The organism is Halovivax cerinus, assembly GCF_024498195.1.
GTDB classification, from domain to species: domain Archaea; phylum Halobacteriota; class Halobacteria; order Halobacteriales; family Natrialbaceae; genus Halovivax; species Halovivax cerinus.
In genome coordinates, this window is sequence record NZ_CP101824.1 from 3,192,117 (window position 1) to 3,217,286 (window position 25,170).

The following is a 25,170-nucleotide window of genomic DNA, read 5'->3' on the forward strand; positions in this document are numbered from 1 at the left end:
CGCTCTGGACGGAGTAATCGGACGATACTCGAGTTCTATCCGGTTCGATGACACGTTTCGATAGCCACCTCGGAACGTGACACCACGGCGAGCCCAGGATACAGGTAGCGTTCATACATGTGAATCGCAGCTTCTCAGAATTACACGTCGGAGACGACACCGTACCGCCCTTACTGGCCCTCGAATTCCGGATCGCGGTCGGACTGGAACGCGGAGAGCCCCTCCCAGAGGTCGTCCGTCGTAAAGAGATGCCCGAAGGAACTGGACTCGACTTCGAGGCCAGCGTCGACGCCGTCGCGACCGGCGAGCATCGCGCGCTTGGTGAATTTCATCGCGATCGGCGGGCCGGCTGCGAGGTCACGTGCCAGTTCCCACGCCCGCTCCTCGAACTCGTCGGTCGGGACGACCTCGTTTACGAACCCGTAGTCGGCCATCGTCTCCGGATCGTAATCGTTGCGCGCGGTGAAGATGATCTCCTTGGCTCGGCCTTCGCCGACGATGCGCGGCAGGCGCTGGGTACCGCCCCAGCCTGGGAGGAGCCCGAGATTGTGCTCCGGTTGACCGAACTGCGAGCGCTCGCTGGCGATGCGCATGTCTGCGCAGGCCGATAGCTCCATGCCGCCGCCGAGGCAGTAGCCGTCGATCGCGGCGAGGACGGGAACCGGAATCTCCTCGAAGCGTCCGAAAACGCGCTGACCGAGCCGCGACAGATCGGCCGCTTCGATACCGCTCCCAGCCGCCGCGGTCGAGGCGTCGAACCCGGCCGAGAACGCACGGTCACCATCACCAGTGAGGAGGATCGCGCGAACGGCGTCGTCCTCGACGAGTGTGTCGACGGCGTCGTCGATCTCTTCGATCATGTCCGTCGTGATCGTGTTCATCCGGTGTGCTCGGTCGATGGCGAGGTGTCCGACCGAGTCCTGGACAGTGACCGCGATCGAGTCGTAGTCGTAGCCGTCTGCGTCCTCGGATCCGACCGATTCGTAGAACTGGCCGTCCTCGACGAAGTCGGCGAACGCGTCGGACGGTTCGTGACGGGCGGCCCCGCTATCCTCGTGAGCCGTTTCGAGCGCGTCGTACAACGCCTCGAGCCCGCGGTCGTCGGCCATCTTGGCCGGACCGTCCGGGAAGCCGGCGCCGAGTTGCATCGCACGATCGATCGCGTCCGGCCCCGCGACGTCGTCGTCGATCAGCTGGGCGACCTCGTCGGCCATGACGGCCAACAGGCGGTCCTCGATCCACTCGGCACCGGCGTCGGTCGGGATCTCGACGCCCTCGCCGTCCTCGTAATCGTAGACACCTTTGCCGGTCTTCTTTCCGAGTTCGCCCGCCTCGACCTTCTCCTCGGTCATCGGGCACGGCTCGTAGGCCTCACCCAGCGTCTCGTGCATGTACTCCTGCACGTGGAGGCCCACGTCGAGACCGACCTGATCCGTGAGTTCGAACAACCCCATCGGGAGGCCCATGTCGTAGCTCGCCGTGGAGTCGACCTCCTCGACGGTGGCTTCGTCCTCGTAGACCATCCACGCCGCCTCGTTCATCAGCGGAACGAGCACGCGGTTGACGATGAAGCCGGGTGAATCCTTGTGGACGCGGACGGGTGTCTTCCCGAAGTCCTCGGCCAGGGATCCGATCGCATCGAGCGTCTCGTCGGACGAGTGCGCGCCCGAGATGACCTCGACGAGTTGCATGCGCACCGGCGGGTTGAAGAAGTGCATCCCACAGAACTGCGCCGGTCGATCGGTCACCTCCGACAGCTCAGTGATCGAGAGACTGGACGTGTTCGTCGCGAAGATGGCGCGATCGGGGGCGTGCGCCTCGACGTCCTGGTACACCTCCGTCTTGATGTCCATCTTCTCCGGAACGGCCTCGATGACGACGTCGGCGTCGCCGACCGCCTCGCCCACGTCGACGAGCGGCGTGATCCGGTCGAGCGCCTCGTCGGCGTCGTCGTCGGAGATCTGCTCACGCTCTGCCAGTTTCCCGAGCGACCACTCGATCTGATCGTAGCCGTCCTGGACGAACTCTTCGTTGACGTCACGCATGGTCACGTCGTAGCCGGCCAGTGCCGCTACCTCCGCGATTCCGTGGCCCATGTTGCCAGCCCCGAGAACTGCGACGGTGTTGATGTCGTCTACGTCCATGTCAATATATGCGACGTGATCCCGTTTCAACGTTTCCCTCCGGGACGCCGAAAACGCCGTTTCAGTTTACTTCGGGTTACAAAACACTTTACGGCTATGGCGTCGTGTCACACACATGGACTTCGAACTCACCGACGAGCAGAAACAGCTTCGCGAGGAGGTTCGACGCTTCGCGGAGAACGAGATCGCCCCCGTCGCCGAGGAGTACGACGTCGAAGAGAAGTACCCCCACGAGATAATCGAGAAGGCTGCCGACATGGGCCTGCTCGGTCCACACATCCCCATCGAGTACGGCGGCGCGGGCTACGGCTCACTCGAGGTCGCCATGATCGTCGAAGAGCTGTTCGCCGTCGACGCCGGCATCGGCCTCTCGCTCATCTCGACATCGTTCGGCTGTGAGGCCATCATCGCCTTCGGCACCGACGAGCAGAAAGAACGGTTCCTCGAACCCGTCGCTGCCGGCGAGGCCATCACCGGCGCCGCTATCTCAGAACCGGACACCGGCTCCGACGTCTCTTCCGTCTCCACGCGCGCGGAGAAGGACGGAGACGAGTGGGTCCTCAACGGCAACAAGATGTGGATTACGAACGGCTCCGTCGGCGACTACTTCGTCGTTCTCGCCGAGACCAACCCCGACGCCGAAGGGCGCTACAACGGATTCTCCCAGATCGTCGTCGAATCCGACCGTGACGGCTTCGAAGCCGAGAAGATCACTGGCAAACTGGGCATTCGTGCCTCCGACACCGCCGAACTCATCTTCGACGATGTCCGCGTCCCCGAAGAGAACCTCATCGGCACACGCGACGCCGCGTTCATGCAACAGATGCAGTTCTTCGACGAGACACGTACCGCCGTCGCCGCCCAGGGCGTCGGCATCGCGAAGGGCGCGCTCGAGGCCGCCAGCGAGTACGCCCAGGACCGCGAGCAGTTCGGCCGGCCGATCTCGGACTTCCAGGCCATCCAGCACAAACTCGCCGACATGGCCACCGAGACCGAGGCCGCGCGCAACCTCACCTACAAGGCCGCCTGGAAGGTCGACCAGGGCGAAGACATCACGCAACTGGCCTCCATGGCCAAGGAGTTCGCCTCACGCGTCGCCGTCGACGCCGCCAACGAGGCCGTCCAGATCCACGGCGGCGCCGGCTTCGTCAACGACTTCCCCGTCGAACGCTTCTACCGCGACGCCAAGATCACCCAGATCTACGAAGGAACCACCGAGATCCAGAAGAACATCATCGCGCGCGAGCTGCTGGGCAAGGGCGCGTTCTAGAACCGAACTTTTTCTCTGCGCTCTGGCGGAACGTGCGCCAGCAATGCTGGCGACGTTCCGCCGACGCTCGGAAAAACTTCGATGAAAAGCACTCCTCCCTCCCCGACAGCCGCGCTTCGCGCGGCTTCTCGGTCAGTCGTCGGCCCGCTCGCAGCCTGACGGCTGCTCGCGGTTATCCATTCCAACCCGGCCAGCCTTCCCCCCGGGTCGCACACCCTCACTACCGTTCAGGTGCGCTCACGGTCTTAGAAGTCGGTCACGAGTCGCTGTCGGAATCCGTATCTCCATCGCCGCTGTCCGAATCCGTATCTCCATCGCCGCTGTCCGAATCCGAATCACCATCATCGCCATCCGAGTCTGCATCCCCGTCGCCGCTGTCCGAATCCGTATCGCCGTCCTCAACAGAGGCCCGAGCGGGTGGGTTCGATTGGGTCGTTGCAGTGGCGCGTTCGGCCGACTTCGGATCCGATCGGCGGGCGCGGCTCGCGGAACGCTCGTCGGGTTCGAAGTCCCGTTCGGCCGGTGTGGACCAGCCGATCGAGAAGAGGACGATCGGCGGGAGGACGTACGACGCGATGGCCAGGAGCGCGAACAACGAGTCCACGAAGACGAGGATTCCGAAAATAGCGAGGAGTGCAACCGAAAGGGCGTGGATCGGTGTCTCCACGTACCGTCGATAGAACTGCCAGAAATCCCGAAGGGTCCCGCCACCGGTGCTCGTCGTCACACCCTGTGTACGCTCCGAGGACTGAATTCGTTTCGGGTGCCCCGGATGCGGGAGTCGATCCGGCCGTCCATCCGACGATCGGTGGAGAGGCGCTCAATCGTCGCTCGGAACCGGGCCCGACTGGTCCACGTGTTCGCCAACCCAGGACCCCCTGTCGAAGTCGATCGCGTCGTTCCACGAGGCGACGAGGGTCGTCACCGCGAGATCGCCGCTAATATTCGTCATCGTTCGGAGTCTGTCGAGGATCGGGTCGACGCCGGCGACGAACGCGACGACGGCGAGTGGGAGGCCGAGCTGGGTCAACACCATCGTGAGCATGATGAGGCCGGCCCCCGGAACGCCAGCGGCGCCGATACTCGCCAGCACGGCGATGGCGACGACGGTGACCTGTTCGCCGAGGGTCAGGGAGACGCCAGCCAGGTTCGCCGCGAAGATCGCTGCGACGCCCTGGTACAGCGCGGTCCCGTCCATGTTGATCGTCGCCCCGAGCGGGAGCGAAAAGCCGTAGACGGACTCGTCGATGTGGAAGTTCTCGTCGGCGTTCGACATCGTGACCGGAAGTGTGCCGCTGCTCGATCGGATGCTCAACGCCGTGATCAGTGCCTCTTTGGCACCGGCGAGGAAGGCAACGGGGGACTGCCCGACCAGCACGAGAATAATCGCACCGAGGTGGACGAGCACCACGTGCAACGCCACGGCGAGCGCCAGCGTCACGATGAGGACGGCGAAGGTCGTGACGGCTTCCACGCCAGCCTCCGCGAAGACCGCAGCCATCAGGGCAAAGACACCGATCACCCCGTACTCCATGACGCCCCAGACGATCTTGAACATCGCTTCGGCACCCGCCTCGGCAACGTTGAAGATCGTTTCGACCCCTGCGCTGACTCGACCGTCGTCGGTGGCGTCTCCCACCATCGCCAACGCCAGGCCGAAGACGATGACGAAGAAGATCGTCGGAAGGATCTCCGCGTTCGCCATCGCACCGATCGGGTTCTCTGGAACGATACCAAGGAGCACCTCTTCGAACGGTGGCGGTGACTGGGTCTCGGCTTCGCCAGCCGAGAGTTCCAGCCCCGTTCCAGGGTTGATCGCATTCGCGATCGAGAGCCCGATGAACACGGCGGCGGCCGACGTGAGCAAATACAGACCGACGACCTGTCCGCCGATCCGACCGAGTTTCGACGGTGTGAGGCCCCTGATCCCCATCAGGAGGGTGAACACGATGACCGGGAGGACGATCATACTCAGGAGTCGCACGAAGAGATCACCGAGCGGCAGGAGTCGTGTCGCCGGCGCGCCGACCACGAGACCGACGATCGAGCCGAGGACGAACGCAGCCCCGATTCGGTACACGATGGGAATCGACCGATACCGCGACCACGTCGCGAACAGTGTGGAACGTGACATTGCGTCCTCGGCTCAGCGCATTCCGCGGAGTGTGTTATATACCACCATACGTCGCAGTTGGTGAAAACGACCTGCGGCCGAATTCGGCGTCGACCCGTCCGGACCCGAGCGCCGCGAATAGTGTCTCTGCGATGGGGAGAATCGAAAGGTACGTACCCGACAGGCCCGTTCGGCTGGCACCCAGAATGTTCACCGACGAGGCTCACGACGTGTTGCGAACCGATCCGGTGATGGCAGAACTCGTCGAGACCTACGATCCGTACACGGAAACGGAGTGGGACGAGTTCGAGCGCCTCTGCGTCTCGATCATCAACCAGCAGCTCTCGACCGCGAGTGCGAACGCGATCAGAGAGCGAGTGTACGAGGTTCTCGACGGCGAGATAACGCCGGATCGCGTGCTCTCGGCCGCGGATCAGCCGCTGTTGGACGCCGGCCTCTCGGGAACGAAAGTCGAGTACCTGCGCAACGCCGCCCGCGCGTTCGACGAGAACGATCTCACCCGCTCGGGCCTGGCCACCCACTCGAACGACGAGGTCGTCGACAGACTGACGGAGATCAAGGGAATCGGCGAGTGGACGGCGGAGATGTACCTCCTGTTCGTCCTCGAACGGCCCGACGTCCTCCCGCTTGGTGATCTCGCGATTCGTAACGGCATCCAGCAGTTGTACGGTGACGGGGATGAGATGACGCGCGCGGAGATGCGGACCGTCGCGGATCCCTGGCGCCCGTATCGATCCGTCGGGACGCGATACATCTGGGCCGCCTACGAAGACGACGACTGAGATTGCCTGCAATCGGCCAGCGGAGACCAAGGAGTCGTCCCATCCCGCTGGAACGCGGGTGAGGTTTTACGGTACCCGAACACATCCGTCCGAACGATGGGACGGTTCTCAGGGCTGTTCAGGCCCGATCGAGTCGGTATCGTCGGTGCGACGGATCGCGAGGGATCCGTCGGACGATCGCTCGTGACGAACCTCGACGAACACTTCGACGGCGAGATCGTCCCGATCAACCCCGGCCGGGACACGGTGCTCGGGTACGACTGTTATCCGGACGTCGCGAGCGCACCGTCGATAGACCTCGGCGTCGTCGTCGTCCCACCGTCGGCCGTTCTCGACGCGGTCCGGGACCTCGGCGAAGCGGGGACGACGAACGTCGTGGTCATCACGGCCGGCTTCGGCGAGAGTGGGAGCGAGGGAGCGAGACGCGAGCGAGAACTACGTGCGGTCGCCGAGGAGTACGACATCGACCTCGTCGGGCCGAACAGCCTGGGCGTCATGTCGACGCCTGCAGGCCTCAACGCCACGTTCGGACCCGACATCGCCCGGGAAGGGTCGATCTCCTTTATGAGCCAATCGGGGGCGTTCATCACGGCAGTCCTCGACTGGGCGAACGAGGAGGGCATCTCGTTTCGCCACGTCGTCTCCGTCGGGAACAAGGCCGTCCTCGACGAGGTCGACTTCCTCCGCGCGTGGGACGAAGACGAGGGTACCGACGTCATCGTCGGCTACCTCGAAGGGATCGAAGACGGCCAGGCCTTCGTACAGGCGGCCCGCGAAGTGACGTCGGAGACGCCGGTCGTCCTCGTGAAATCGGGCCGGACAGACGCTGGCGCACAGGCCGCCTCCTCGCACACGGGCGCCATCGCCGGCAGTGAGGAGGCCTACGAGGCCGGCCTCGATCAGGCGGGCGTGATTCGCGCGTCCACGGTCGAGGAACTGTTCGACTACGCCCGCGGCCTCTCGGGGCTCTCGACGCTCGAGTCCGAGGGCGTCGCGATCGTCACGAACGCCGGCGGGCCGGGCGTCCTGACGACCGATGCCGTCGGCGACTCCTCGCTCGAGCTGGCGTCGTTCGACGACGACACCATCGAGGTCCTCACAGCGGCGATGCCCGAGGAGGCGGCCGTCTACAACCCGATCGACGTGATCGGCGACGCGGACGTCGACCGGTTCCGGACGGCGCTCGAACGGGCGCTGGCCGACCCGAACGTCGGGAGCGCGATCGTCGTCTCGGCCCCCACGGCAGTGCTCGCGTACGAAGATCTGGCAGAGATGGTTCTCGACGTGCGCGACTCGTACGAGACACCGATCGTGACCTGTCTGATGGGCGGCTCGCGAGTCGATACGGCGGAGGGAATCCTGCGCGACGCCGGTGTGCCGAACTACTTCGACCCCTCACGGGCGGTGGCCGGCCTCGACGCACTGGCTCGACACGACGAGATCACCGGTCGTGCGGCGGACGACCCGACCGCGTACGACGTCGACAGGGAGCGCGCCCGATCGATCCTCGAACGCGCTGCGGACCGGACGGACAACCGCCTCGGTGTCGAATCGATGGACCTCCTCGACGCGTACGGCATTCCGACGCCGACGTCAGCAATCGTCGACGATCCGGTCCGGGCCCGAGACGTCGCCGACGACATCGACGGCGACGTGGTGATGAAGATCGTCAGCCCCGACATCTCACACAAGTCGGACATCGGCGGCGTGGCCGTCGGCGTCCCGACCGAAGAGGTCGAAGACACCTACGAGGACCTCGTCGCTCGCGCGCGAAACTACCAGCCCAACGCGTCGATCCTCGGCGTGCAGGTTCAGGAGATGGTGGACCTCGACGCTGCGACGGAGACCATCGTCGGGATGAACCGCGACCCGCAGTTCGGTCCGCTGTTACTGTTCGGTCTGGGCGGTATCTTCGTCGAAATCCTGGAGGATACGTCGATCCGCGTCGCCCCCATCGGGGAGACGGAAGCCCGGAGCATGGTCGACGAGATCACGGCAGCACCGCTGTTGCGCGGGGCTCGCGGACGGGAACCCGCGGATATCGACGCCATCGTTGAGACGCTAGGACGACTCTCGCAACTGGTCACCGACTTCCCCGCGCTGGTGGAACTGGACGTCAACCCGCTCGTCGCCGGCCCGGACGGCGTGCAGGCGATCGACCTCAGGGCAACCGTCGACACGGAGGACCTATGACTGATACCGACACGACAGCCGAGCGAACGGCACGGGGCACCGCACCGAACGGAGAGACCGACGCGCGAACGAACGACGCGACGGATCGATCGAGCGATACGGACCGCGACGAAGCGATGGACGGACCGGACGACACACGACCCGACGACGCGACCGCTCGACAGACCGGCGTACGACCGGACGGCGGAGCGGAGACGCTGCTGATCGTCTCGCTCGAAGAGAGTACTGGCAAGACGGCGATCACGCTGGCGCTGGCCCAGCTCGCGTCTGACAACGGTGAGCGCGTCGGGTACATGAAGCCGAAGGGGACCCGACTGCAGAGTAACGTCGGGAAGACGCTCGACGCCGATCCCCTGCTGGCGAAGGAACTGCTCGGCATCGACGCTGACGTGTCGACGCTCGAACCGATCGTCTACTCGCCGACGTTCGTCGAACAGGCCATCCGTGGTCGGGAAACCCCCGAGAACCTCCGCGAGCGCGTCCGCGAGGCGTTCGACGAACTCGCCGGCGAGACGGACCGAATGGTCGTCGAAGGCGCCGGCGAGTACACGGTCGGGGAGATCGTCGACCTCACGGACGCCGACGTCGCAGACCTGCTCGACGCCCGCGTCGTGCTCGTGGCCCCGTACGAGCGTCCCGGCGACGTCGACGACGTGCTCGCGGCCCGACGCGCGTTCGGCGATCGGCTGACCGGCGTGATCTTCAACGACGTCGGTGACGCGGCGTACGACGACCTCGAGACTGACGTGGTTCCGTTCCTCGAAGGGCGCGACGTTCCCGTCTACGGGATCGTGCCACGAGTGCAGGAACTCTCCGGCGTGACGGTCGCCGATCTGGCCGACGAACTCGGCGCGTCCGTCCTCGTCGAGGAGGGAAGCGACCGATACGTCGAGCGGTTCTCCGTCGCGGCGATGGGTGCAGACAGCGCGCTCAGATACTTCAGGCGAACCAGAGACGCTGCCGTCATCACTGGAGGTGACCGGGCAGACGTCCAGGCCGCAGCGCTCGAGGCGTCCGGCATCCGCTGTCTCGTCCTGACCGGCGGGCACCATCCCTCGGGCCGCATCCTCGGCACGGCGACCGAACGGTCGGTGCCCGTCCTGTCTGTGCAGTCGGACACGTTGACCACGGTCGAGCGCACGGAGTCGATCGTTCGAGGCGGGCGCACACAGGACGAGGCAACCGTCGAACGGATGCGCGAACTGCTCACCGATCACGCCGCCGTCGCGGAGCTCCTCGGAACCGAGTGAGCCACCCCGGTGTCGGCGGTCGGCAGCGGGGACGAGCGTATCCAATCAGTCGTCCGTCGGAACCTCCTTTCGACCGGACAGTGAGTCGGGAACGAGTAGATAGTGCTGGAAGGAGATTTCCCGCCGCGGGCGATCGAACACGTCGACGATCGGGATCTCGATCGCCCACATCCCCTGGATGGCGTCCGAGGCGTACGGCATCTCGGAGACGTCCGTCAAGCGACCGGTCGCGACGACGCTTCGCCACCCGCCGTCTGCCTCCTCGTGGACGACGTACGAGACGGGTTCGTCGACGAGGCCGTCCTTGCGGCTCCCGGGGGGAAACGAGAGGTTGAAGTAGAACGCCCTGTCGGTCGCGTTGTACCCGTAGGAGACCGGGATCGAGGCGGGCGGTTCGTCGTCTTCCGTCCCAAAGGAGATGACCCCCGTCCCCCCGCGCCCGAGGAAGTCGTCGATCTCTTCGTCGGTCAGCTGGACCCATCGAAGCCCTTGCATGTGACTCCCCACCACACACAGATGGAAAATACCGGTCTACCAGATTCCGACGAAGACAGTAACACTGCGGTCTGCCGCGGAGTGGACCCCCATTTCATTGTCTCGTCGGTAGACAGGGGAACTCAGTACGAAGCCGATGGACGATCCACCGCACGCGCACCCAACGGAGCAGGTTCTCGACGCGCTGGAGACGGACATCGCTGGACTGTCCACCGACGAGGCCCACCGCCGACTCGAAGCGTACGGCGAGAACGACATCGTTCGGACGGGCGGCCGATCGCCGCTCGACATCTTTCTCGTCCAGTTCGACAGCGTGCTGATCTGGGTCCTGCTGTTCGCGGCCCTTCTCTCTACGTGGGCCGGACAGACCGTCGACGCAGTGTTGATCGTGATCATCGTCGGTGCCAACGGCGTCTTCGGGTTCGTCCAGGACTACCGCGCTGAACGCAGCTTAGAGTCACTGCGGGAGCTGGCGGCCCCGACGGCGACCGTCCGGCGGGACGGCGAATCGAGCGAGATCGAGGCGACCGAACTCGTCCCCGGCGACGTGATCGTCCTGCGGAGCGGCGACGTCGTGCCCGCAGACGCCCGCATCGTCTCGGAGACAGACCTGACGGTCGACGAGGCGGCGCTCACGGGCGAGAGCGTCCCGGTTTCGAAGGCGACGACCGTAGTCGAGGCGGACACGCCGCTGGCCGAGCGCACGGGCATGGTCTACAAGGCAACGAGCGTCACCCGCGGGAAGGGCGAGGCCGTCGTGACCGCCACCGGCATGGAGACGGCGGTCGGCGACATCGCCGCAGAACTCGCCGGCACGGCGGAGACCGAGACGCCGCTGCAGTCGGAACTCGACGACCTGGGGCGAACCCTGGGGATCGGAATCTTCCTCCTGTCGGCGCTGGTCGCGCCCCTGTTGATCCTCAGGGGCACCAGCGCGGTCCAGTCCGCGCTCACCGCCGTCTCGCTCGCCGTCGCCGCGATTCCGGAAGGCTTGCCCGCCGTCGTGACGCTGACGCTCGCGCTCGGCGTTCGGCGGATGGCCGACGAGAACGCGCTGGTCAGGCGGCTTCCGGCGGTCGAAGCGCTCGGCTCCGTCGACGTCATCTGCACGGACAAGACGGGGACGCTCACCAGAGGCGAGATGACGGTGCGTCGCCTCTGGGTGAACGACGCCGTCGTCGACGTCGACGAGGTGACACAGGGGAACGGATCAACGGGAACACACGACGTGACCGACCGCGAAGCACTGCTGGTGCGAATCGGGGCGCTCTGCAACGACGCCACCGCGGAGGCGGGCGACCCGACCGAGCGGGCGCTCGTCGAGGCCGCCGATCGTCGTGGCCTGGACGTCGAGGCACTCCGGGCCGACCATCCCCGGACCGACGAGATCCCGTTTTCCTCCGATCGCAAGTGGATGGGGACCGTGCACGACGACGTCGGCTACGTGAAAGGAGCCCCGGAGGTCGTCGTGGAGAACTGCGATCGGGTGCTGACGGCCGAGGGAGCAAAGACGCTTACCGACGCGGACCGCGACCAGATCGCGTCGCGAGTGACGGCGTTCGCAGACGACGCGCTCCGGGTCCTCGGAATGGCTGTGGTGGAACAAGCTGCAGACGCTGACGACCTCCGCGACGGCCTCACGTTCGTCGGGCTGGTCGGCATGATCGACCCGGCGCGGGAGGAAGTCGCCGACGCTATCGCGGCCACCGAGCGCGCCGGTATCGACGTCAAGATGGTGACCGGTGACAACGTCCGGACGGCGACGGCGATCGGCGAGACGCTCGGGTTCGGGTCGACCGGCCTCGAGGGTCGCGAAATCGAATCGATGACCGACGACGAGCTTCGAGCGCGGGTCGATCACGTCGACGTGTTCGCTCGCACGTCACCGGAACACAAGGTCCGCATCCTGCGCGCGCTGCAAGATGGCGGCCACCGGGTCGCGATGACCGGCGACGGCGTCAACGACGCGCCGGCGCTGAAGAACGCCGACGTCGGCGTCGCGATGGGGGTTCGCGGCACCGACGTCGCCAGACAGTCCGCGGATGTCGTCCTACTCGACGACAACTACGCGACGATCGAGCGCGCAGTCGAGCGGGGACGGGCTATCTTCGACAACGTCTGGAAATTCGTCGCCTACCTCCTGAGCGCCAACGTCGCGGAAGTGGCGATCGTTTTCCTCGCCTCCCTGTACGGGTACCTATTGCTTCCTGCCGTGCAACTTCTGTGGATCAACCTACTGACCGACGGATTACCGGCACTGGCGCTCGGCGCCGATCCCGGCAGCGAGGACGTGATGGATCGTCCGCCGCGGGGCGCCGATCGCGGCATCGTCGACCGGGAGATGTTGGGGGTGATCGGGGGCACCGGGGCCGTGACCACGGTCGTCATGCTGGGGCTGACGGGCTACACCCTCGATGGCACCGAATCGGTCTCGGCCTACGCGATGACGATGGTGTTCACCGCGTTCGTCGTCGTCGAGTTCGAGAAGCTGTACGTCATCCGGTGGCTCCGCGAGACCCCCACGTTCTCGAACCCGTGGCTCGTCGGAGCGATCGCGGCGTCGCTGCTCGGCCAGCTCGCCGTCCTCTACACGCCCCTGAATCAGTACTTCGGAACGGTACCCCTGGCACTCGCGGACTGGGCGATCATCGGTTCGGTTCTCGGTCTCTGTCTGGTCGGGCACGCCGCCGTCGCCATAGTAGTCGCACGCTGGCGGCGGACGACCGACTGAGTGCGTCAGCTGCTCGATCTGACGCGGCGGCCACGCGACCGTCGATCCGGCGCAGACCGCGCCTTCACCGCGGAACGGAGGCCACCAGCCTTTATAGGACAGGTGTTCGAAAACTGAAATAGGTATCGGCCCGGATGACCAACCCGCCACCAGTGTGAAATGATCGGATACTATCGCCGGTATTTGCAGGTCCTCGTCCGGTTTCTTCCCTTCGTCCTGGCGTTCCTCCGCGACAAGCGGCGGTTCGTGCTGGTCGGGCACCCGAGGGGTGTCGACGATGAAACCCACCGGCAGAGAGCCGAGCGGATCCGGAACACGATGTTGGATCTCGGCCCGGCGTTCGTCAAGGTGGGACAGGTGCTCTCGACGCGGCCGGATATCGTGCCGCCGACGTACGCCGACGTCCTCGGGACGCTGCAAGACGAAGTTCCCGAAGGCGCAAGCGGCGATCCGCGGTCCGTCCTGGACGACGAGCTCGGCGACGAGCTCGATCTGTCGACGATCGAACCGGTCGCCGGTGGGTCACTCGCCTTCGTGTACGCGGCGATCCACGGCGGCGAGCGAATCGCGTTGAAGGTTCGCCGGCCCGATATGAAATCCCAGATAGAGCGGGATCTGCGCGTCGTTCGCGGCCTACTCCCCCTGATACGTCTCTTCGCCGACGAGCGCCAGCGGTACTCGGTCCGGAACGCGGCCGACGATTTCGAGTCGATCATCCTGGACGAACTCGACTTCGAACGGGAGCGCGAGATCATGGTCGAGATCGGCGAGAACTTCGCGGACGACGACCGAGTGGTCGTTCCCGACGTCTACGCCGACCTTTCCTCGGAGCGCGTACTCGCGATGGAGCACCTGACCGGCCGGCGGGTCACTGACGACGACGCGCTGGCGGACGTCGACGTCGATCCGCACGAGCTGGCGACGCGGATCACCTCGGTGTACCTGAAGATGGGGCTGGTCGACGGCACGTTCCACGCCGACCCGCATCCGGGAAATCTCGCCGTCACGGACGAGGGGCGACTGCTCATCTACGACTTCGGCATGAGCGATCGGCTTTCCACCGCCACGCAGGGAGACATCGTCGGGCTCTACCGCGCGCTCGTCCAGCGCGACGTCGAGGCCCTCGTCGACGCGCTGATCGCGCTCGACGTGCTCGAACGTGACGTCAATCGAGCCGAGGTCCGACGGGTTCTCGAACTCGTCATCGAGACCCTGGAAGGACACTCGACGGTTACCTGGCGGCGTATCATCACCGAGCTGACGTCGAACCTCCGGGACTTTCCGTTCCGCCTCCCGCCGAACGTGATGTTGCTCGTCCGGGCCGGGACCGTCGGGGAAGGCGTCTGCCGACAGCTCGACCCGGAGTTCGACTTCCTGGCCGCCGTTCGATCGTTCCTCGTCGAAGAGAACCTCATCGAGAGCGAACTCCAGGCAATCCTCTCGGAGATCCGGACCGACGTACGCCGGTCGCTGCCCGCGCTCTCGCGGCTTCCCGCTCGCGTCGATCGAACGGCCCAGCGGCTCGAACGCGGCGAGCTCGTCGTCCGAACCGACCCCGTAGACGACCGCGGCACCGGGGATCGCGACCTCGGGTACGCCGTGCTGGCGAGTGCGCTACTTGTGGCCGCGTCGATCCTGGCGTTTCACGACCGGCCGTACGAAATCCCCGCGCTGGCGATCGCGTCCGCGTTCTTCCTGCGATATCTCGTCGGTAGCCGCTGAGAACGACGTCGGTCGGTAGCTAGAACGCGACGGCTCCGGGATACGGGCGTCGCGTTCGCGACAGACGCGTCCGACGGGATTCGATCCGGCGGAGGGTCCCACGTCGCGGGAACCACACTCGGGCTCTATGCGATTGAGGATCGTAAGTACTGGTGGAGGGAGTAGAAATGAAAGCATTCGTCATGCAAGAAGTAGGAGAAACTGGATTCACGGAGAAAGAACCGCCCGAAGCGGGACCGACAGACGCCGTCATCCGGCCGACGAAGGGGCTGGTCTGTACTTCGGACGTCCACACCGTTCACGGTGCAATCGGCGAGCGAGAGAACCTGACGCTCGGACACGAGGTCGTGGGCGTCGTCGAGGAAGTCGGCGATCAGGTCGCGAAGTTCGAGCCGGGCGATCGGGTCGCCGTCGGCGCCATCACCCCCGACTGGGGGTCCGCCGCCGCCCAGGACGATCACCCGTCACAGTCGAACGAGGCCCTCGGCGGGTGGAAGTACGCGAACGTGAAGGACGGAACCTTCGCCGACTACGCCCACGTGAACGAGGCCGACGCGAACATGGCCCACATCCCCGACGGCGTGAGCGACGAGGAAGCGGTCTACGTCACGGACATGATGAGTACTGGGTTCATGGGCGCGGAGAACGCCGAGATTCCGGTCGGTGGAACGGTCGCCGTGTTCGCGCAGGGGCCGGTCGGGTTGATGGCCACGAAAGGCGCGGCGCTTCAGGGCGCCGGGCACATCATCGCCGTCGAGACGGTCCAGAACAGACAGGAACTCGCGCGAACCTACGGTGCCGACGACGTCGTCGACTTCGCCGAGGGCGACCCAGTCGAACAGATCATGGACCTCACCGACGGCGAGGGCGTGGACGCGGCCGTCGAGGCGCTCGGAACGAGCGGGACCTTCGAGCAGTGCGTCGAGGTGACCAAGGCCGGCGGCACGATCTCGAACACGGGGTACCACGGCGAAGGCGAGTACGTCAACATTCCCCGGGAGGCCTGGGGCGTCGGCATGGCCGAGAAGGATATCGTCACCGGCCTCTGTCCCGGTGGCCGGCTCAGACTCCAGCGGTTGCTTCGTCTGCTCGATCGCGACCGCGTGGATCCGACGCACATGACCACGCACGAGTTCCCGTTCGACGAGATCGACGAGGCGTTCCGGCTGATGGAGACGAAGGAGGACGACATCATCAAACCGCTCATCCACTTCGAGTAGGGGTCGACACCCGCGACGGCGAGCAGCCGTCGCGCGGATCACGCCGTTTCGGGTACCGCGACGCCGATCGGCGGGTCGGGACGGGGAGATCAGTGGGCGACGGCTGCACCGGTTGCGACGTGATCGCCTTCGCTCGCGACGTAGGCCGCGAGATCGAGCAGCTGTCGAGAGAAGCCGTACTCGTTGTCGTACCAGACCAGTATCTTCAGCATGTCGTCGTCGACGACCATCAGCGACTCCAGATCGACGTAGGACGGGATCGGTAACCCGACCACGTCCTGCGAGACGATCTCGTCGTCGGTGTATCCGAGCACCCCCGCGAGTCTCCCGTCGGCCGCCGTTCGGACCGCGTCGGCGACGTCGGCTTCGGTGACGTCGGTTTCGAGATTGAGTGTGAGGTCAGAGATGGAGCCATCCGGGACCGGGACGCGCATCGCGCGCCCGTCGAACGTGCCCTCGAGTTCGGGCAAGATCTCGGTGGTGGCGATCGCAGCACCCGTCGTCGTCGGGACGATGTTCTCGGCGGCCGCCCGGCCGCGACGACGCTTCTCGAGCGGTCCGTCGACCAGCCCCTGGCTCCCGGTGTAGGCGTGGACCGTCAACAACAGTCCGGAGTCGATCCCGAACGCCTCGTCCAGCGTTTTCATGACAGGGGCGACGGAGTTCGTCGTGCAGGAGGCGTTCGAAACGATAGCCTCGCCGTCGTACGTCTCGTGATTGACCCCGTAGACGAACATCGGAACCGGTTCGTCGCCCTTCGGCGGCGCCGAGATGAGGACCTGATCGGCGCCGGCTTCGAGGTGCTGGGACGCCTCGTCGCGAGTTCGAAACAGGCCGGTTGCCTCGAGGACGACGGACACATCGACGGCGTCCCACGGAATTTCGGACGGATCGGGTTCGGAGTACAACTGGATCTCCTGTGACCCGACGTACATGGTATCACCCTCGCGGAAAACCCCGTCGAGACGCCCGTGAACCGAGTCGTACTGGAGGAGGTACGCCATATCGTCGTCGTCCATCACGTCGTTGACCGCTACCACGTCGAGATCGTCGTGCTCGAGCGAGGCACGGAGCACGCTTCGACCGATGCGCCCGAAGCCGTTGATGCCGATTCGAAGCGGTTCGCTGGACTCTCCGCGACTGTCGTTCGTACTGGCGCCCATGCTCGGTCGGACATCGCCACCGAGTAAGTTTGTTGGCCCTAAAACCGTCTACTCGGAGAGTTTCAGGCCCAAAAGAGCGTCTCCGGTACGAGCACCCGGCAGGACTCACTGGAGAGATCGTGCAAGGCACGCGGTGTCCCTGGCGTCACCGACCGCCAGAGATCGAATCGATACCCGGAACGGGCGTCCGATCGAACCCAAACTGGAGCGACACCAGCCCCGTATCGTCGAGACAAGAGAAAATAACTGGCCGACAATCCACCGTTACCGGCGGTGTGACCCACAATTACTCGCGGTTTGGTCCACGGTTACCCGCGAACTGTCTCCGTCTGTCCGTCGCGCACCACTGGTGATTTAATACACAGAAGGTGGGCAGCGATAGGACATGAGTCGGTCCGGCGCGACGCGAACGATCGATCACGACGAGTTCGATCCGATCGGGACGCTCGCACTCGTGGTGCTCTACTTCGTGGTCCTCACGGTGATGTGGCTGTTCACCTACTTCGTCGAGTTTCTCGGAAACGGACCGACGGTCATCGACTGGCTCGTATTCGGATAACGGTGATCACACATGCGCATTCACACGTACGAGAAACTGTGGCTCGCCGGTTCGTTCGTCCTGATCGTGGGGTTCATCGTGACGATCACGTACGGGTCGGTCGGCCTCGGGATCACGATGATCGACGACGAAGCCAACACCGTTACGCCCGACGAAATCGGGTCAGACGACCGATTCAGCGACCCTCGGGTCGAGCAGGTCGGCGAAGACGAGTACGAGGTGTACGTCGTCGCGATGACGTTCATCTTTCAACCCGACCCGATAGAGGTGCCGGCCAGCTCAGAGGTGACGTTCTACGTGACGAGTCGCGACGTGATCCACGGCTTCGAGGTAGCCGGAACCAACATCAACTCGATGGCCATCCCCGGACAGGTGGCGGAACTGACGGTCGAGTTCGACGAACCCGGGACGTACGGCATCGTCTGCAACGAGTACTGCGGGCCACAGCACCACACGATGGAGGGATCGCTGGTGGTGACGCCCGAATCGGAGTTCTCGCAGACGGAACTCGAAGTGAACGCGCCGGAGGAAGTCGCTCAGGGAGACGAGATCGACCTCACGGCCACCGTCTCCAACGGATTGCTCGAAGCACGCGAGTCGACGGTGAACGTTACCATCGGCTCACAGACGACCGAACAGTCGATCACCGTCGACGGAGAGAGTAGCGAGAACGTGTCGGTCACCGTCGACAGCGACGAACTGGGATCGGGTGAGCACGACTGGACGGTCAGCGTCGACGATCAGGACGAGTCCGGAACCATCGCAGTCGGGAACGAGTCGGCGACGAGCGAATCCGTTCCGATTCGGGAGCCCGATCGTGGAGGGTCCCCACCATGACGCGCCTCTTCGTCGACGAGTATCCGGGACAGGCACGACTCGTCCGGGCGGCGTTTCTGAACTCGTTCATCGCACTCGGACTGGGGGCGACGTTCGGGCTCGTTCAGGCGTTCCACCGGACCGATATCTATCGCTTTCTACCGTCACCCGATTACTATACGGTGCTGACCGGACACGGCGTCTTCCTCGTCATCTCGTTCGTGATCTTCTTTCTCGTCGGACTCTTTCACTGGGCGATAACGGACAGTCTCGGCCAGCGACCGACCCGCGCCTGGCTGAGCTGGGGCTGGTACGGACTGATGTCGCTCGGGACGCTCATCATCGCCGCGTCGATTCTCGGCGGGTTCTTCGAGGAACCGCCGGAGGTGCTCGGGGCACCGTTGAGCGCGGACGTGCTCTTTACGTTCTACGCCCCGCTCCAGGCCAATCCCCTGTTCTATCTGGGACTGATCGTGTTCTTCGCAGGAACCTGGCTCGCCGGTGCCGACTGGTTTCGGACGTGGCTGACCTGGAAAGGGGACAATCCCGGTAAGCGAATCCCGCTTCCGGCCTTCATGGTCCTGACGACGATGATAATGTGGTATCTCGGTTCGATCGGCGTCATCGTCTCGCTGATCGCCTTCATCGTGCCATGGTCATTCGAGGTGATCCCCGGTGTAAACCCGTTGCTGACCCGGACGCTGTTCTGGTTCTTCGGGCACATGGTCGTCTACTTCTGGGTGTTGCCGGCGTACCTGCTCTGGTACAACGTCCTTCCCACGCTCTCGGGCGGACGGTTGTTCAGCGATCCGCTCGCACGAGTCGTGTTCATCCTGTTCGTGCTGCTCTCGACGCCGGTCGGCATCCACCACCAGTACATGGACCCCGGCATCGCGGAAGGGTTCAAGTTCGTCGCGATGACCAACACGATGTTTCTGTTGCTGCCGAGTCTTCTGACGGCGTTCACCGTCGTCGCGAGCATGGAACACGGGGCTCGCCAGCGCGGCGGGGAGGGAACGTTCGGCTGGATACGTGCGTTGCCCTGGAGAGAGCCCGCGTTTACCGGCATGGCGCTCGCGGGCGCGGTCTTCGCCTTCGGTGGCTTCACCGGCATCGTCAACGCCGGCATGAACATCAACTACCTCGTCCACAACACGCTGTGGATCCCCGGACACATCCACACGCAGGTGGGGACGGCGACTGCACTCTCGCTCATGGCCGGCTCCTACTGGCTCGTCCCCCAGCTCACCGGAAACCGCCTCGTCGGCCGGCGTATCGCGCTGATCCAGGTCGTCACCTGGTTCCTCGGCATCGTGTTCATGACGAACGCGATGTACCGATCGGGACTGTTCGGCGTCCCCCGACGGACCGCAGAGCCACAGTACAGCTTCGAGTACGACGTCGGTATCGGGTCGATGGGCGAACTGAACGCCCAGATCGCCCTCGGTGGAACCCTGCTCTTCGTCGCCACGGTACTGTTCCTCGGCGTCATGCTGCTCACCGTTCTCAATCGAGACAGCGAACCGCTGGTGGACGGGACGATTCCGCCCGCACTGTCCGGACCCGAGGATTCGCCGCGGATCCTCGACAATCTGAAGTTGTGGGCGGCTATCGCAATCGTCCTGCTCGTCCTCGCCTATGCCCTCCCGCTCGCGAGCATCATCCAGCAAGGAGGACTGCACGGACAGGACATCAGGCCCTACCCGGTCGTTCTCGCCCTCGTCGACGCCGTACAACACGCCGGAACGACCCTCGGAGTGGCCATCTACTGATGCGGACCACCCCAGCGAAGCTATTGATCGTCAGTGCACTCCTCCTCGTCTTTCTCGTCGAGGGACGGACGGTTCTCGGGTTCTTCGACGTCTACGTCAGCCCGCTCGAAACCGTCATCGTCGGCCTCCTCGTGTTCGCCGTGCTTCTCGGCTGGGCGGTCGCGCCGCGCCGCGGCGAGTGACACCATCGGAGACGAGCGAGACCCGGCGAACGGAGGGCAGGACTTCACGGTCCGGGACAGCCTACGACGAGCCGTGTTCGAATCGCTCACCCCACGGGCGACGCTCGTCCTGGCGTTACTCGCGCTCGTCCCGACGATCGTCTGGACGGTCACCAGGTCCGGGCTCGGCGGCGCCATCGCGTCCATCAACGTGGTCCTCATCGCGGCATCGTTGTACATCGCGTTTTCTCCGATCGACGTCTCGAATCGCACGACCCGCCACACCTGATGAGCCAGTCGACCCACCCGAACGCCGATCGGGGACCGACCATCAGATCGGCGATCCCGCGACACCCCGCGGAATCACGATCTGCCCCAGCATTAAGCGCACTCGGGTGGTAGCGATCCACCGTGACGGCCCCGATCCGACGACTCGTGCTCGACGTACTGAAGCCACACCAACCGGATATCGTCGAGTTTACACGCGCAGTCGCCGACCACGCGTCCGTCGACGCCGTCAACGCCGTGCTCGTCGAGACCGACCGGGAAGTCGAAACGGTCAAACTGACGATCAGGGGTGCTGCCGTCGACGCGTCCGCAACCGAAGACGCGATCGACACGCTAGGCGGGTCGATCCACTCGATCGACGAAGTCGTCTGCGGCGAAGCGCTCACCGAACAGAGTCCGACGCCGCAAGATCGGTGAGTCGCCGGTCGCCCTGGACCCACGCACTCGCGTACCCGTGATCGAACGAATTCGTGATCTGCTCGCCACGGGCGACGTGGCGTCGATCTCCCGACGATACTTCATCTCGAACGGGTTCGACGGTACCCTGACCAGCATCGGCATCGTCGTCGGCGCCTACCTGTCGGGGGTGACGGACGGCTACACCGTGGTTCAGATCGGCCTGGGTGCAGCCGTGGGGCTGGGGACGTCCGGCGTCTGGAGCGTCTGGGAGATCGAACGGGCGGAAAAACAGGCGGAGATCCTGTCCATCGAGCGTGCGATGCTCACCGATCTCACGAACACGGAGGTCCAGCGGGATCAGGTGGCGGCTCGAAAAATCAACGCGATCGCAAGCGGCATCGGCCCGATCGTCGGTATACTCTGTCCGCTCGTCCCGTTCCTGTTTCACGGGTCGCTCGTCACGCTCCTCGAGGCGACGCTGCTCGCCATCGGAATCGGCGTCGGGGTGTTGTTCGCGTTCGGGGCGTACCTGGGTTCGATCTCGAAACAGAACTGGGTCGTCGCCGGAATTCGAATGGGGCTGGCGGGATTCGTCGTGGCGATACTCAATCTCTTCCTGCCGGGGTGAGCGACAGGTCGCCGTCGACGGGCGGCGAGACGGGGACGGCGATCAACGGACCCGATCGGCCGGACTCGCGACACCAGCCCGTCGGGACACCACCCGTTCACTCCTCTTCGTACGTATCGTCGCCGTCCGTCCGCCGGGCGACGTCGACGCGATAGTGTTTCAGGATGTCGCGGCCGAGGATCACGGGGTACTCCATGTGACTGCGGTCCTCGACGCTCGCGGTCACCGTGTGCTGGTTGCCGCCGACGCCGACGACCACGTCGACGACCGGCCGGCTCCGACTCCCCTTGGAACTGCCAGTCTTGACTTTCGCGATGGACTTGATCGGTCCGGCGCCGATGTCGGCGGCGAGGCTCGTGTCGATGCTCGTCCGTTTGGCGCCGGTGTCGGACTTGGCGACGACCGACTCGGAGCCACGTGTGCCGGTGAGGACGATCTCTTCCGTGTAACCGATGTCGCTCGGAACCCGCTCTTCGGCGACAGGCTCCGGCGGGAGGAAGGACGGTCGGGAGTCGTCGAGCGTCCGTGCGAGGCGTTCGACGTCCTCGTCGTCGACCTCGCCACCGACGCGCTCGATCGCAAGTTTCGCGATGTAGGGCGCGGGACTCACGCCCGTGGCCTCGAACAGCCCCTTGAATCCGGCCGTGGGGTTCACCTCGAGGACGTACCAGCCGTCTTCGCTCTCGACGACGTCGACGCCGGCGTAGTCGAGCCCGACCGCCTCGGTCGAGTCGAGCGCGATGTCTCGAACCGCCGGCGGGAGGTCGTCGGTCGCGTCTTCGACCGATCCGCCGAGGGCGACGTTGGTACGCCAGTCGTTCTCCGGGGCGTAGCGGTACATCGCGCCGACGATCTCGTCGCCGACGACGTAGATCCGAATGTCGCGGTGTCGGTCCGCGTCCCGTTCGATGAGTTCCTGGAGGAACGCGTACCGGTTCCCCACCTTCGGGTTGACCCGCTCCTCGCGACCCACCTTCCAGGTCCCGCCGCCGTGGGTACCGATCGCCGTCTTGTAGACGGCCTCCTCTCCGAAGTCGGCGCGGGCCTCGTTGAGTCGGTCGCTCGACAGCGAGAGCAGGACGTCGGGGACCGGGACCTCGTGGCCGGCGAGGGCGACGGCCGTCGAGAGCTTGTGCAACGCCGTCATGGACGCGACTGGCGTGTTCAACGTCGGAACCAGCCGTGACAGCGTGTTGATCAGCCCGAGCGCTTCGCACGGCTGTTCGGTGTTCGAGAGTAACAACCGATTCGCGATCACGTCGACGGCGGGCTCCAGGCTGACTCGACCGTCTTCGACCCCGATCGTCGTGTTGTCCGCACGCAACCACTGCGGACGGTGCCCGAGGTCATCGACCGCGTTACAGATTGCCTTCGTCTCTTTGCTCGTGTGGAGGCTCAAAACACCGACTGTGACGGGTTCTTCCGTGCTCATATCGAAGAATCACGTCGCCGTGAGAAAAGGATTGTTACCAGTCTCGACCCGCGGAGACGCGTCGATCGGCGGCACGACGGTCGTCGCTGCGAGTTCGAAAATCCGGTGACGGGGCGTCGCCCCTCACCCGAGTGTGGTCCGGATCGTTCCGAGTTCGATCACCCCGCTAGCGACCGCCAGGAGCGCCCACGCGAGGACGCCGATCGTCACGGCGAAGACGAGGAGCGGGATCGTCGTGATCGGCGGCGTGACGACAACGACGGTCGCGGCCATCACGCCGGTAATCGAGAGGACGCGTCCGGCCTCGACCGCCAGCGAGCGATACCGGAGTGACAGTTCGTCGTGAACGACGTAGAGGGTGACCGAGACGTAGACGGCGTGCGTGACGACCGTCGCAACGGCCGCGCCGACCACGCCGAACGCCGGAATCAGGAGGAGGTTGAGGCCGAAGTTGCCGACCGACGTCACCCCCTTCGCGATGGCCCGCTCGCGAGCGCGTCCGAGGTAATCCAGCCCGTCGCTCGTCAGATTCGTGATCGTCTGAAGGACGACGAAGACGCTGAGTAACTGTAGCAGCGTCGCGGCGGTCGCGTACTCTGCCCCGAAGACGAGTACCACGAACGGTTCCGCGACAATTACGAGTCCGACCGCAGCCGGGACGTACAACGCCAGCGCGTTCGACAGTGCCGTCTCGTAGAGGGCCCTGGCGCCGTCGACGTCGCCGCCCGCCTTCCCCTCGCCGAAGTTTGGCGAGATGACGAATCCCAGCGACTCCGCCGGCGCGAGGACGAAGTCTGTGATCTGCTTTGCGAGCGTGTAGAACGCGACGGCCGTCGAGTTCAAGAAGACGCCGACGAGAACGATGTCGATCTGTTTGTCGAGGACGTTCGCTCCGCGGGTGGCGGTGAGCGGGACGCTGTACTCGAGGAGGCGACGAGAGAGTCCGTCGTCCATCTCGGTCGCTGGCTCGTACGCCGAGTAGACGGACAGGTACACCGCCGTCAGTCCGACCACGGCGGCGATCGCGTAGCCAACGACGTACCCGAAGAAGGCTCCGAGGGCGCCGAAGCCCGCGACGACGAAGACGACGGCGAAGACGAGCCTGCTCGCTCCACCAACCGCTCTGACGCCGGCACTGTAGACCAGCCGATTCGACCCCTGAAAGACGACCTCGGGGAAGACGCCGAAAGACTTCGCGACGACGAGAAGAACACCCGCTGTCAGGAAGGGTGCGGCAGCCGGTTCCCCCAGTGCGGCGGCGAGCGGCCGCGCTCCGATCAGCAAGAGCCCGGCCACGACCGAGACGGCGACCAGTTTGTACCCGATCACGTAGCGGATCACGTGCGGAATCTGGCGCGGGTCCGTCTCGCCGTACTCGGCGACGTACCGGGCGGCCGACTTGCCGAAGCCGAGGTCAGCCCCCAGCTGGACGACGGCGAGGATGCCGATCGTCCAGAACAGGAGTCCGTACTCGTCCGGGTCGAGAAAGTACCCGGCGAGCAGATACATCAACAGCGCGCTCGAGAGCATGTAAACGGCTCGCGCCGCGAGCGTCGCCGTGAACCCTCGAACGATGTGGCCAGCGGAGCGCATTGTGAGGAGCAGACGACGCGTCGCCGTCCCGTCGTCCGGGCGCGTCCACTGCGGATCGAGGGATTGTTATCCACCCCAATCACCGGTCAGGCGAGCCGTACGGGTACCGCACAGCGGCTGTAGCGAGAGTGGATACCGACCGGCGTGCGAATCGAACGGGGATCGGGATACCTCTGTGAGAGGGTGTGGGACCGGTCAGACCGGGACCTGCGACGGGTCCCCCGGTCGAACGATCGGAATCGATCCGTCTCGAGTCGACGGAACCCGTGACTGCGACACCGACGCGACTCACGATCGTCGAGGCGACGAACGATTCGCAGCAGCCGGTCACAGGGACGACGAGAGATGCGCAGCGGCCGTTCACAGAGACGACGAGAGATACGCAGCGGCCGGTCACAGGGACGGCGAGAGAGGGCCG

The 25,170-nt window shown here is 65.1% G+C and carries 21 protein-coding genes; 14 read left to right on the forward strand and 7 right to left on the reverse strand.

The genetic code is table 11. The features are described 5' to 3' along the window. Positions 1-170 precede the first annotated feature (170 nt). Positions 171-2,144: a 3-hydroxyacyl-CoA dehydrogenase/enoyl-CoA hydratase family protein gene (locus NO366_RS15170; protein WP_256531626.1), complete on the reverse strand. Its 1,974-nt coding sequence runs from the start codon at positions 2,142-2,144 to the stop codon at positions 171-173. 115 nt (positions 2,145-2,259) lie between these two features. Between NO366_RS15170 and NO366_RS15175 the strand changes: the two genes are divergently transcribed. Continuing rightward, positions 2,260-3,414, forward strand: coding sequence for an acyl-CoA dehydrogenase family protein (locus NO366_RS15175; protein ID WP_256531627.1), 1,155 nt, complete (start codon positions 2,260-2,262; stop codon positions 3,412-3,414). Positions 3,415-3,670: 256 nt separating this feature from the next. Here the strand turns inward: NO366_RS15175 and NO366_RS15180 are convergent, their stop codons facing one another. Together NO366_RS15180 and NO366_RS15185 are read right to left on the reverse strand one after the other, a co-directional pair. Then, positions 3,671-4,141, reverse strand: coding sequence for a hypothetical protein (locus NO366_RS15180; protein ID WP_256531628.1), 471 nt, complete (start codon positions 4,139-4,141; stop codon positions 3,671-3,673). A 93-nt stretch (positions 4,142-4,234) separates the two neighbouring features. Beyond that, on the reverse strand, positions 4,235-5,548 hold the full coding sequence (locus tag NO366_RS15185; RefSeq protein WP_256531629.1) for a dicarboxylate/amino acid:cation symporter: 1,314 nt from the start codon (positions 5,546-5,548) through the stop codon (positions 4,235-4,237). 185 nt (positions 5,549-5,733) lie between these two features. On the opposite strand from NO366_RS15185, the gene NO366_RS15190 reads away from it, so the two are divergent. The 3 genes from NO366_RS15190 to NO366_RS15200 all read left to right on the forward strand — a co-directional run bounded on the left by NO366_RS15190 (position 5,734) and on the right by NO366_RS15200 (position 9,773). After that, a complete protein-coding gene (locus tag NO366_RS15190; protein WP_256531630.1) occupies positions 5,734-6,330 on the forward strand; it encodes a DNA-3-methyladenine glycosylase family protein in 597 nt (198 codons plus the stop codon). Between the two features lie 96 nt (positions 6,331-6,426). Continuing rightward, positions 6,427-8,523, forward strand: coding sequence for an acetate--CoA ligase family protein (locus NO366_RS15195; RefSeq protein ID WP_256531631.1), 2,097 nt, complete (start codon positions 6,427-6,429; stop codon positions 8,521-8,523). Further along, positions 8,520-9,773 (forward strand): phosphotransacetylase family protein, encoded by a 1,254-nt coding sequence (locus NO366_RS15200; RefSeq protein WP_256531632.1) that lies wholly within the window; start codon positions 8,520-8,522, stop codon positions 9,771-9,773. Before NO366_RS15195 ends, NO366_RS15200 begins: the two co-directional genes overlap by 4 nt. A gap of 45 nt (positions 9,774-9,818) precedes the next feature. On the opposite strand, the gene NO366_RS15205 is transcribed toward NO366_RS15200, so the two are convergent. Next, a complete protein-coding gene (locus NO366_RS15205) occupies positions 9,819-10,268 on the reverse strand; it encodes a pyridoxamine 5'-phosphate oxidase family protein (protein WP_256531634.1) in 450 nt (149 codons plus the stop codon). 136 nt (positions 10,269-10,404) lie between these two features. Here NO366_RS15205 and NO366_RS15210 point away from each other — a divergent pair, with 136 nt between their 5' ends. From NO366_RS15210 to NO366_RS15220, 3 genes are all read left to right on the forward strand, one after another. Then, positions 10,405-12,999: a cation-translocating P-type ATPase gene (locus tag NO366_RS15210; protein ID WP_256531635.1), complete on the forward strand. Its 2,595-nt coding sequence runs from the start codon at positions 10,405-10,407 to the stop codon at positions 12,997-12,999. 159 nt (positions 13,000-13,158) lie between these two features. Further along, complete coding sequence (locus NO366_RS15215; protein ID WP_256531636.1) at positions 13,159-14,721, forward strand: ABC1 kinase family protein; 1,563 nt, start codon at positions 13,159-13,161, stop codon at positions 14,719-14,721. A 167-nt stretch (positions 14,722-14,888) separates the two neighbouring features. Then, entirely contained in the window at positions 14,889-15,941 is a 1,053-nt protein-coding gene (locus NO366_RS15220; protein WP_256531637.1) for a zinc-binding dehydrogenase, read from the forward strand. A gap of 89 nt (positions 15,942-16,030) precedes the next feature. Here the strand turns inward: NO366_RS15220 and gap are convergent, their stop codons facing one another. Beyond that, a complete protein-coding gene (gene gap, locus NO366_RS15225; protein WP_256531638.1) occupies positions 16,031-17,104 on the reverse strand; it encodes a type I glyceraldehyde-3-phosphate dehydrogenase in 1,074 nt (357 codons plus the stop codon). A 385-nt stretch (positions 17,105-17,489) separates the two neighbouring features. Here gap and NO366_RS15230 point away from each other — a divergent pair, with 385 nt between their 5' ends. The 7 genes from NO366_RS15230 to NO366_RS15260 all read left to right on the forward strand — a co-directional run bounded on the left by NO366_RS15230 (position 17,490) and on the right by NO366_RS15260 (position 21,727). Further along, positions 17,490-17,663 (forward strand): signal peptidase complex subunit 2, encoded by a 174-nt coding sequence (locus NO366_RS15230; RefSeq protein ID WP_256531639.1) that lies wholly within the window; start codon positions 17,490-17,492, stop codon positions 17,661-17,663. 12 nt (positions 17,664-17,675) lie between these two features. Further along, positions 17,676-18,500, forward strand: coding sequence for a cytochrome c oxidase subunit II (locus NO366_RS15235; protein ID WP_256531640.1), 825 nt, complete (start codon positions 17,676-17,678; stop codon positions 18,498-18,500). After that, positions 18,497-20,251: a b(o/a)3-type cytochrome-c oxidase subunit 1 gene (locus NO366_RS15240; RefSeq protein ID WP_256531641.1), complete on the forward strand. Its 1,755-nt coding sequence runs from the start codon at positions 18,497-18,499 to the stop codon at positions 20,249-20,251. The genes NO366_RS15235 and NO366_RS15240 overlap by 4 nt, the downstream gene beginning before the upstream one ends. Then, positions 20,251-20,433: a CbaC protein gene (locus NO366_RS15245; RefSeq protein WP_256531642.1), complete on the forward strand. Its 183-nt coding sequence runs from the start codon at positions 20,251-20,253 to the stop codon at positions 20,431-20,433. The genes NO366_RS15240 and NO366_RS15245 overlap by 1 nt, the downstream gene beginning before the upstream one ends. Positions 20,434-20,506: 73 nt before the next feature. After that, positions 20,507-20,701, forward strand: coding sequence for a DUF8131 family protein (locus NO366_RS15250; RefSeq protein WP_256531643.1), 195 nt, complete (start codon positions 20,507-20,509; stop codon positions 20,699-20,701). Positions 20,702-20,823: 122 nt separating this feature from the next. Then, positions 20,824-21,117 (forward strand): DUF211 domain-containing protein, encoded by a 294-nt coding sequence (locus NO366_RS15255; RefSeq protein WP_256531644.1) that lies wholly within the window; start codon positions 20,824-20,826, stop codon positions 21,115-21,117. 40 nt (positions 21,118-21,157) lie between these two features. Further along, positions 21,158-21,727 (forward strand): VIT1/CCC1 transporter family protein, encoded by a 570-nt coding sequence (locus tag NO366_RS15260; protein WP_256534035.1) that lies wholly within the window; start codon positions 21,158-21,160, stop codon positions 21,725-21,727. A gap of 97 nt (positions 21,728-21,824) precedes the next feature. Here the strand turns inward: NO366_RS15260 and NO366_RS15265 are convergent, their stop codons facing one another. Both NO366_RS15265 and NO366_RS15270 read right to left on the reverse strand, forming a co-directional pair. Then, the gene (locus tag NO366_RS15265) at positions 21,825-23,159 is read right to left on the reverse strand and encodes a RimK family alpha-L-glutamate ligase (RefSeq protein ID WP_256531645.1); all 1,335 of its coding nucleotides are present in this window, start codon (positions 23,157-23,159) and stop codon (positions 21,825-21,827) included. A gap of 123 nt (positions 23,160-23,282) precedes the next feature. Beyond that, a complete protein-coding gene (locus NO366_RS15270) occupies positions 23,283-24,752 on the reverse strand; it encodes an oligosaccharide flippase family protein (RefSeq protein WP_256531646.1) in 1,470 nt (489 codons plus the stop codon). Positions 24,753-25,170 lie beyond the last annotated feature (418 nt).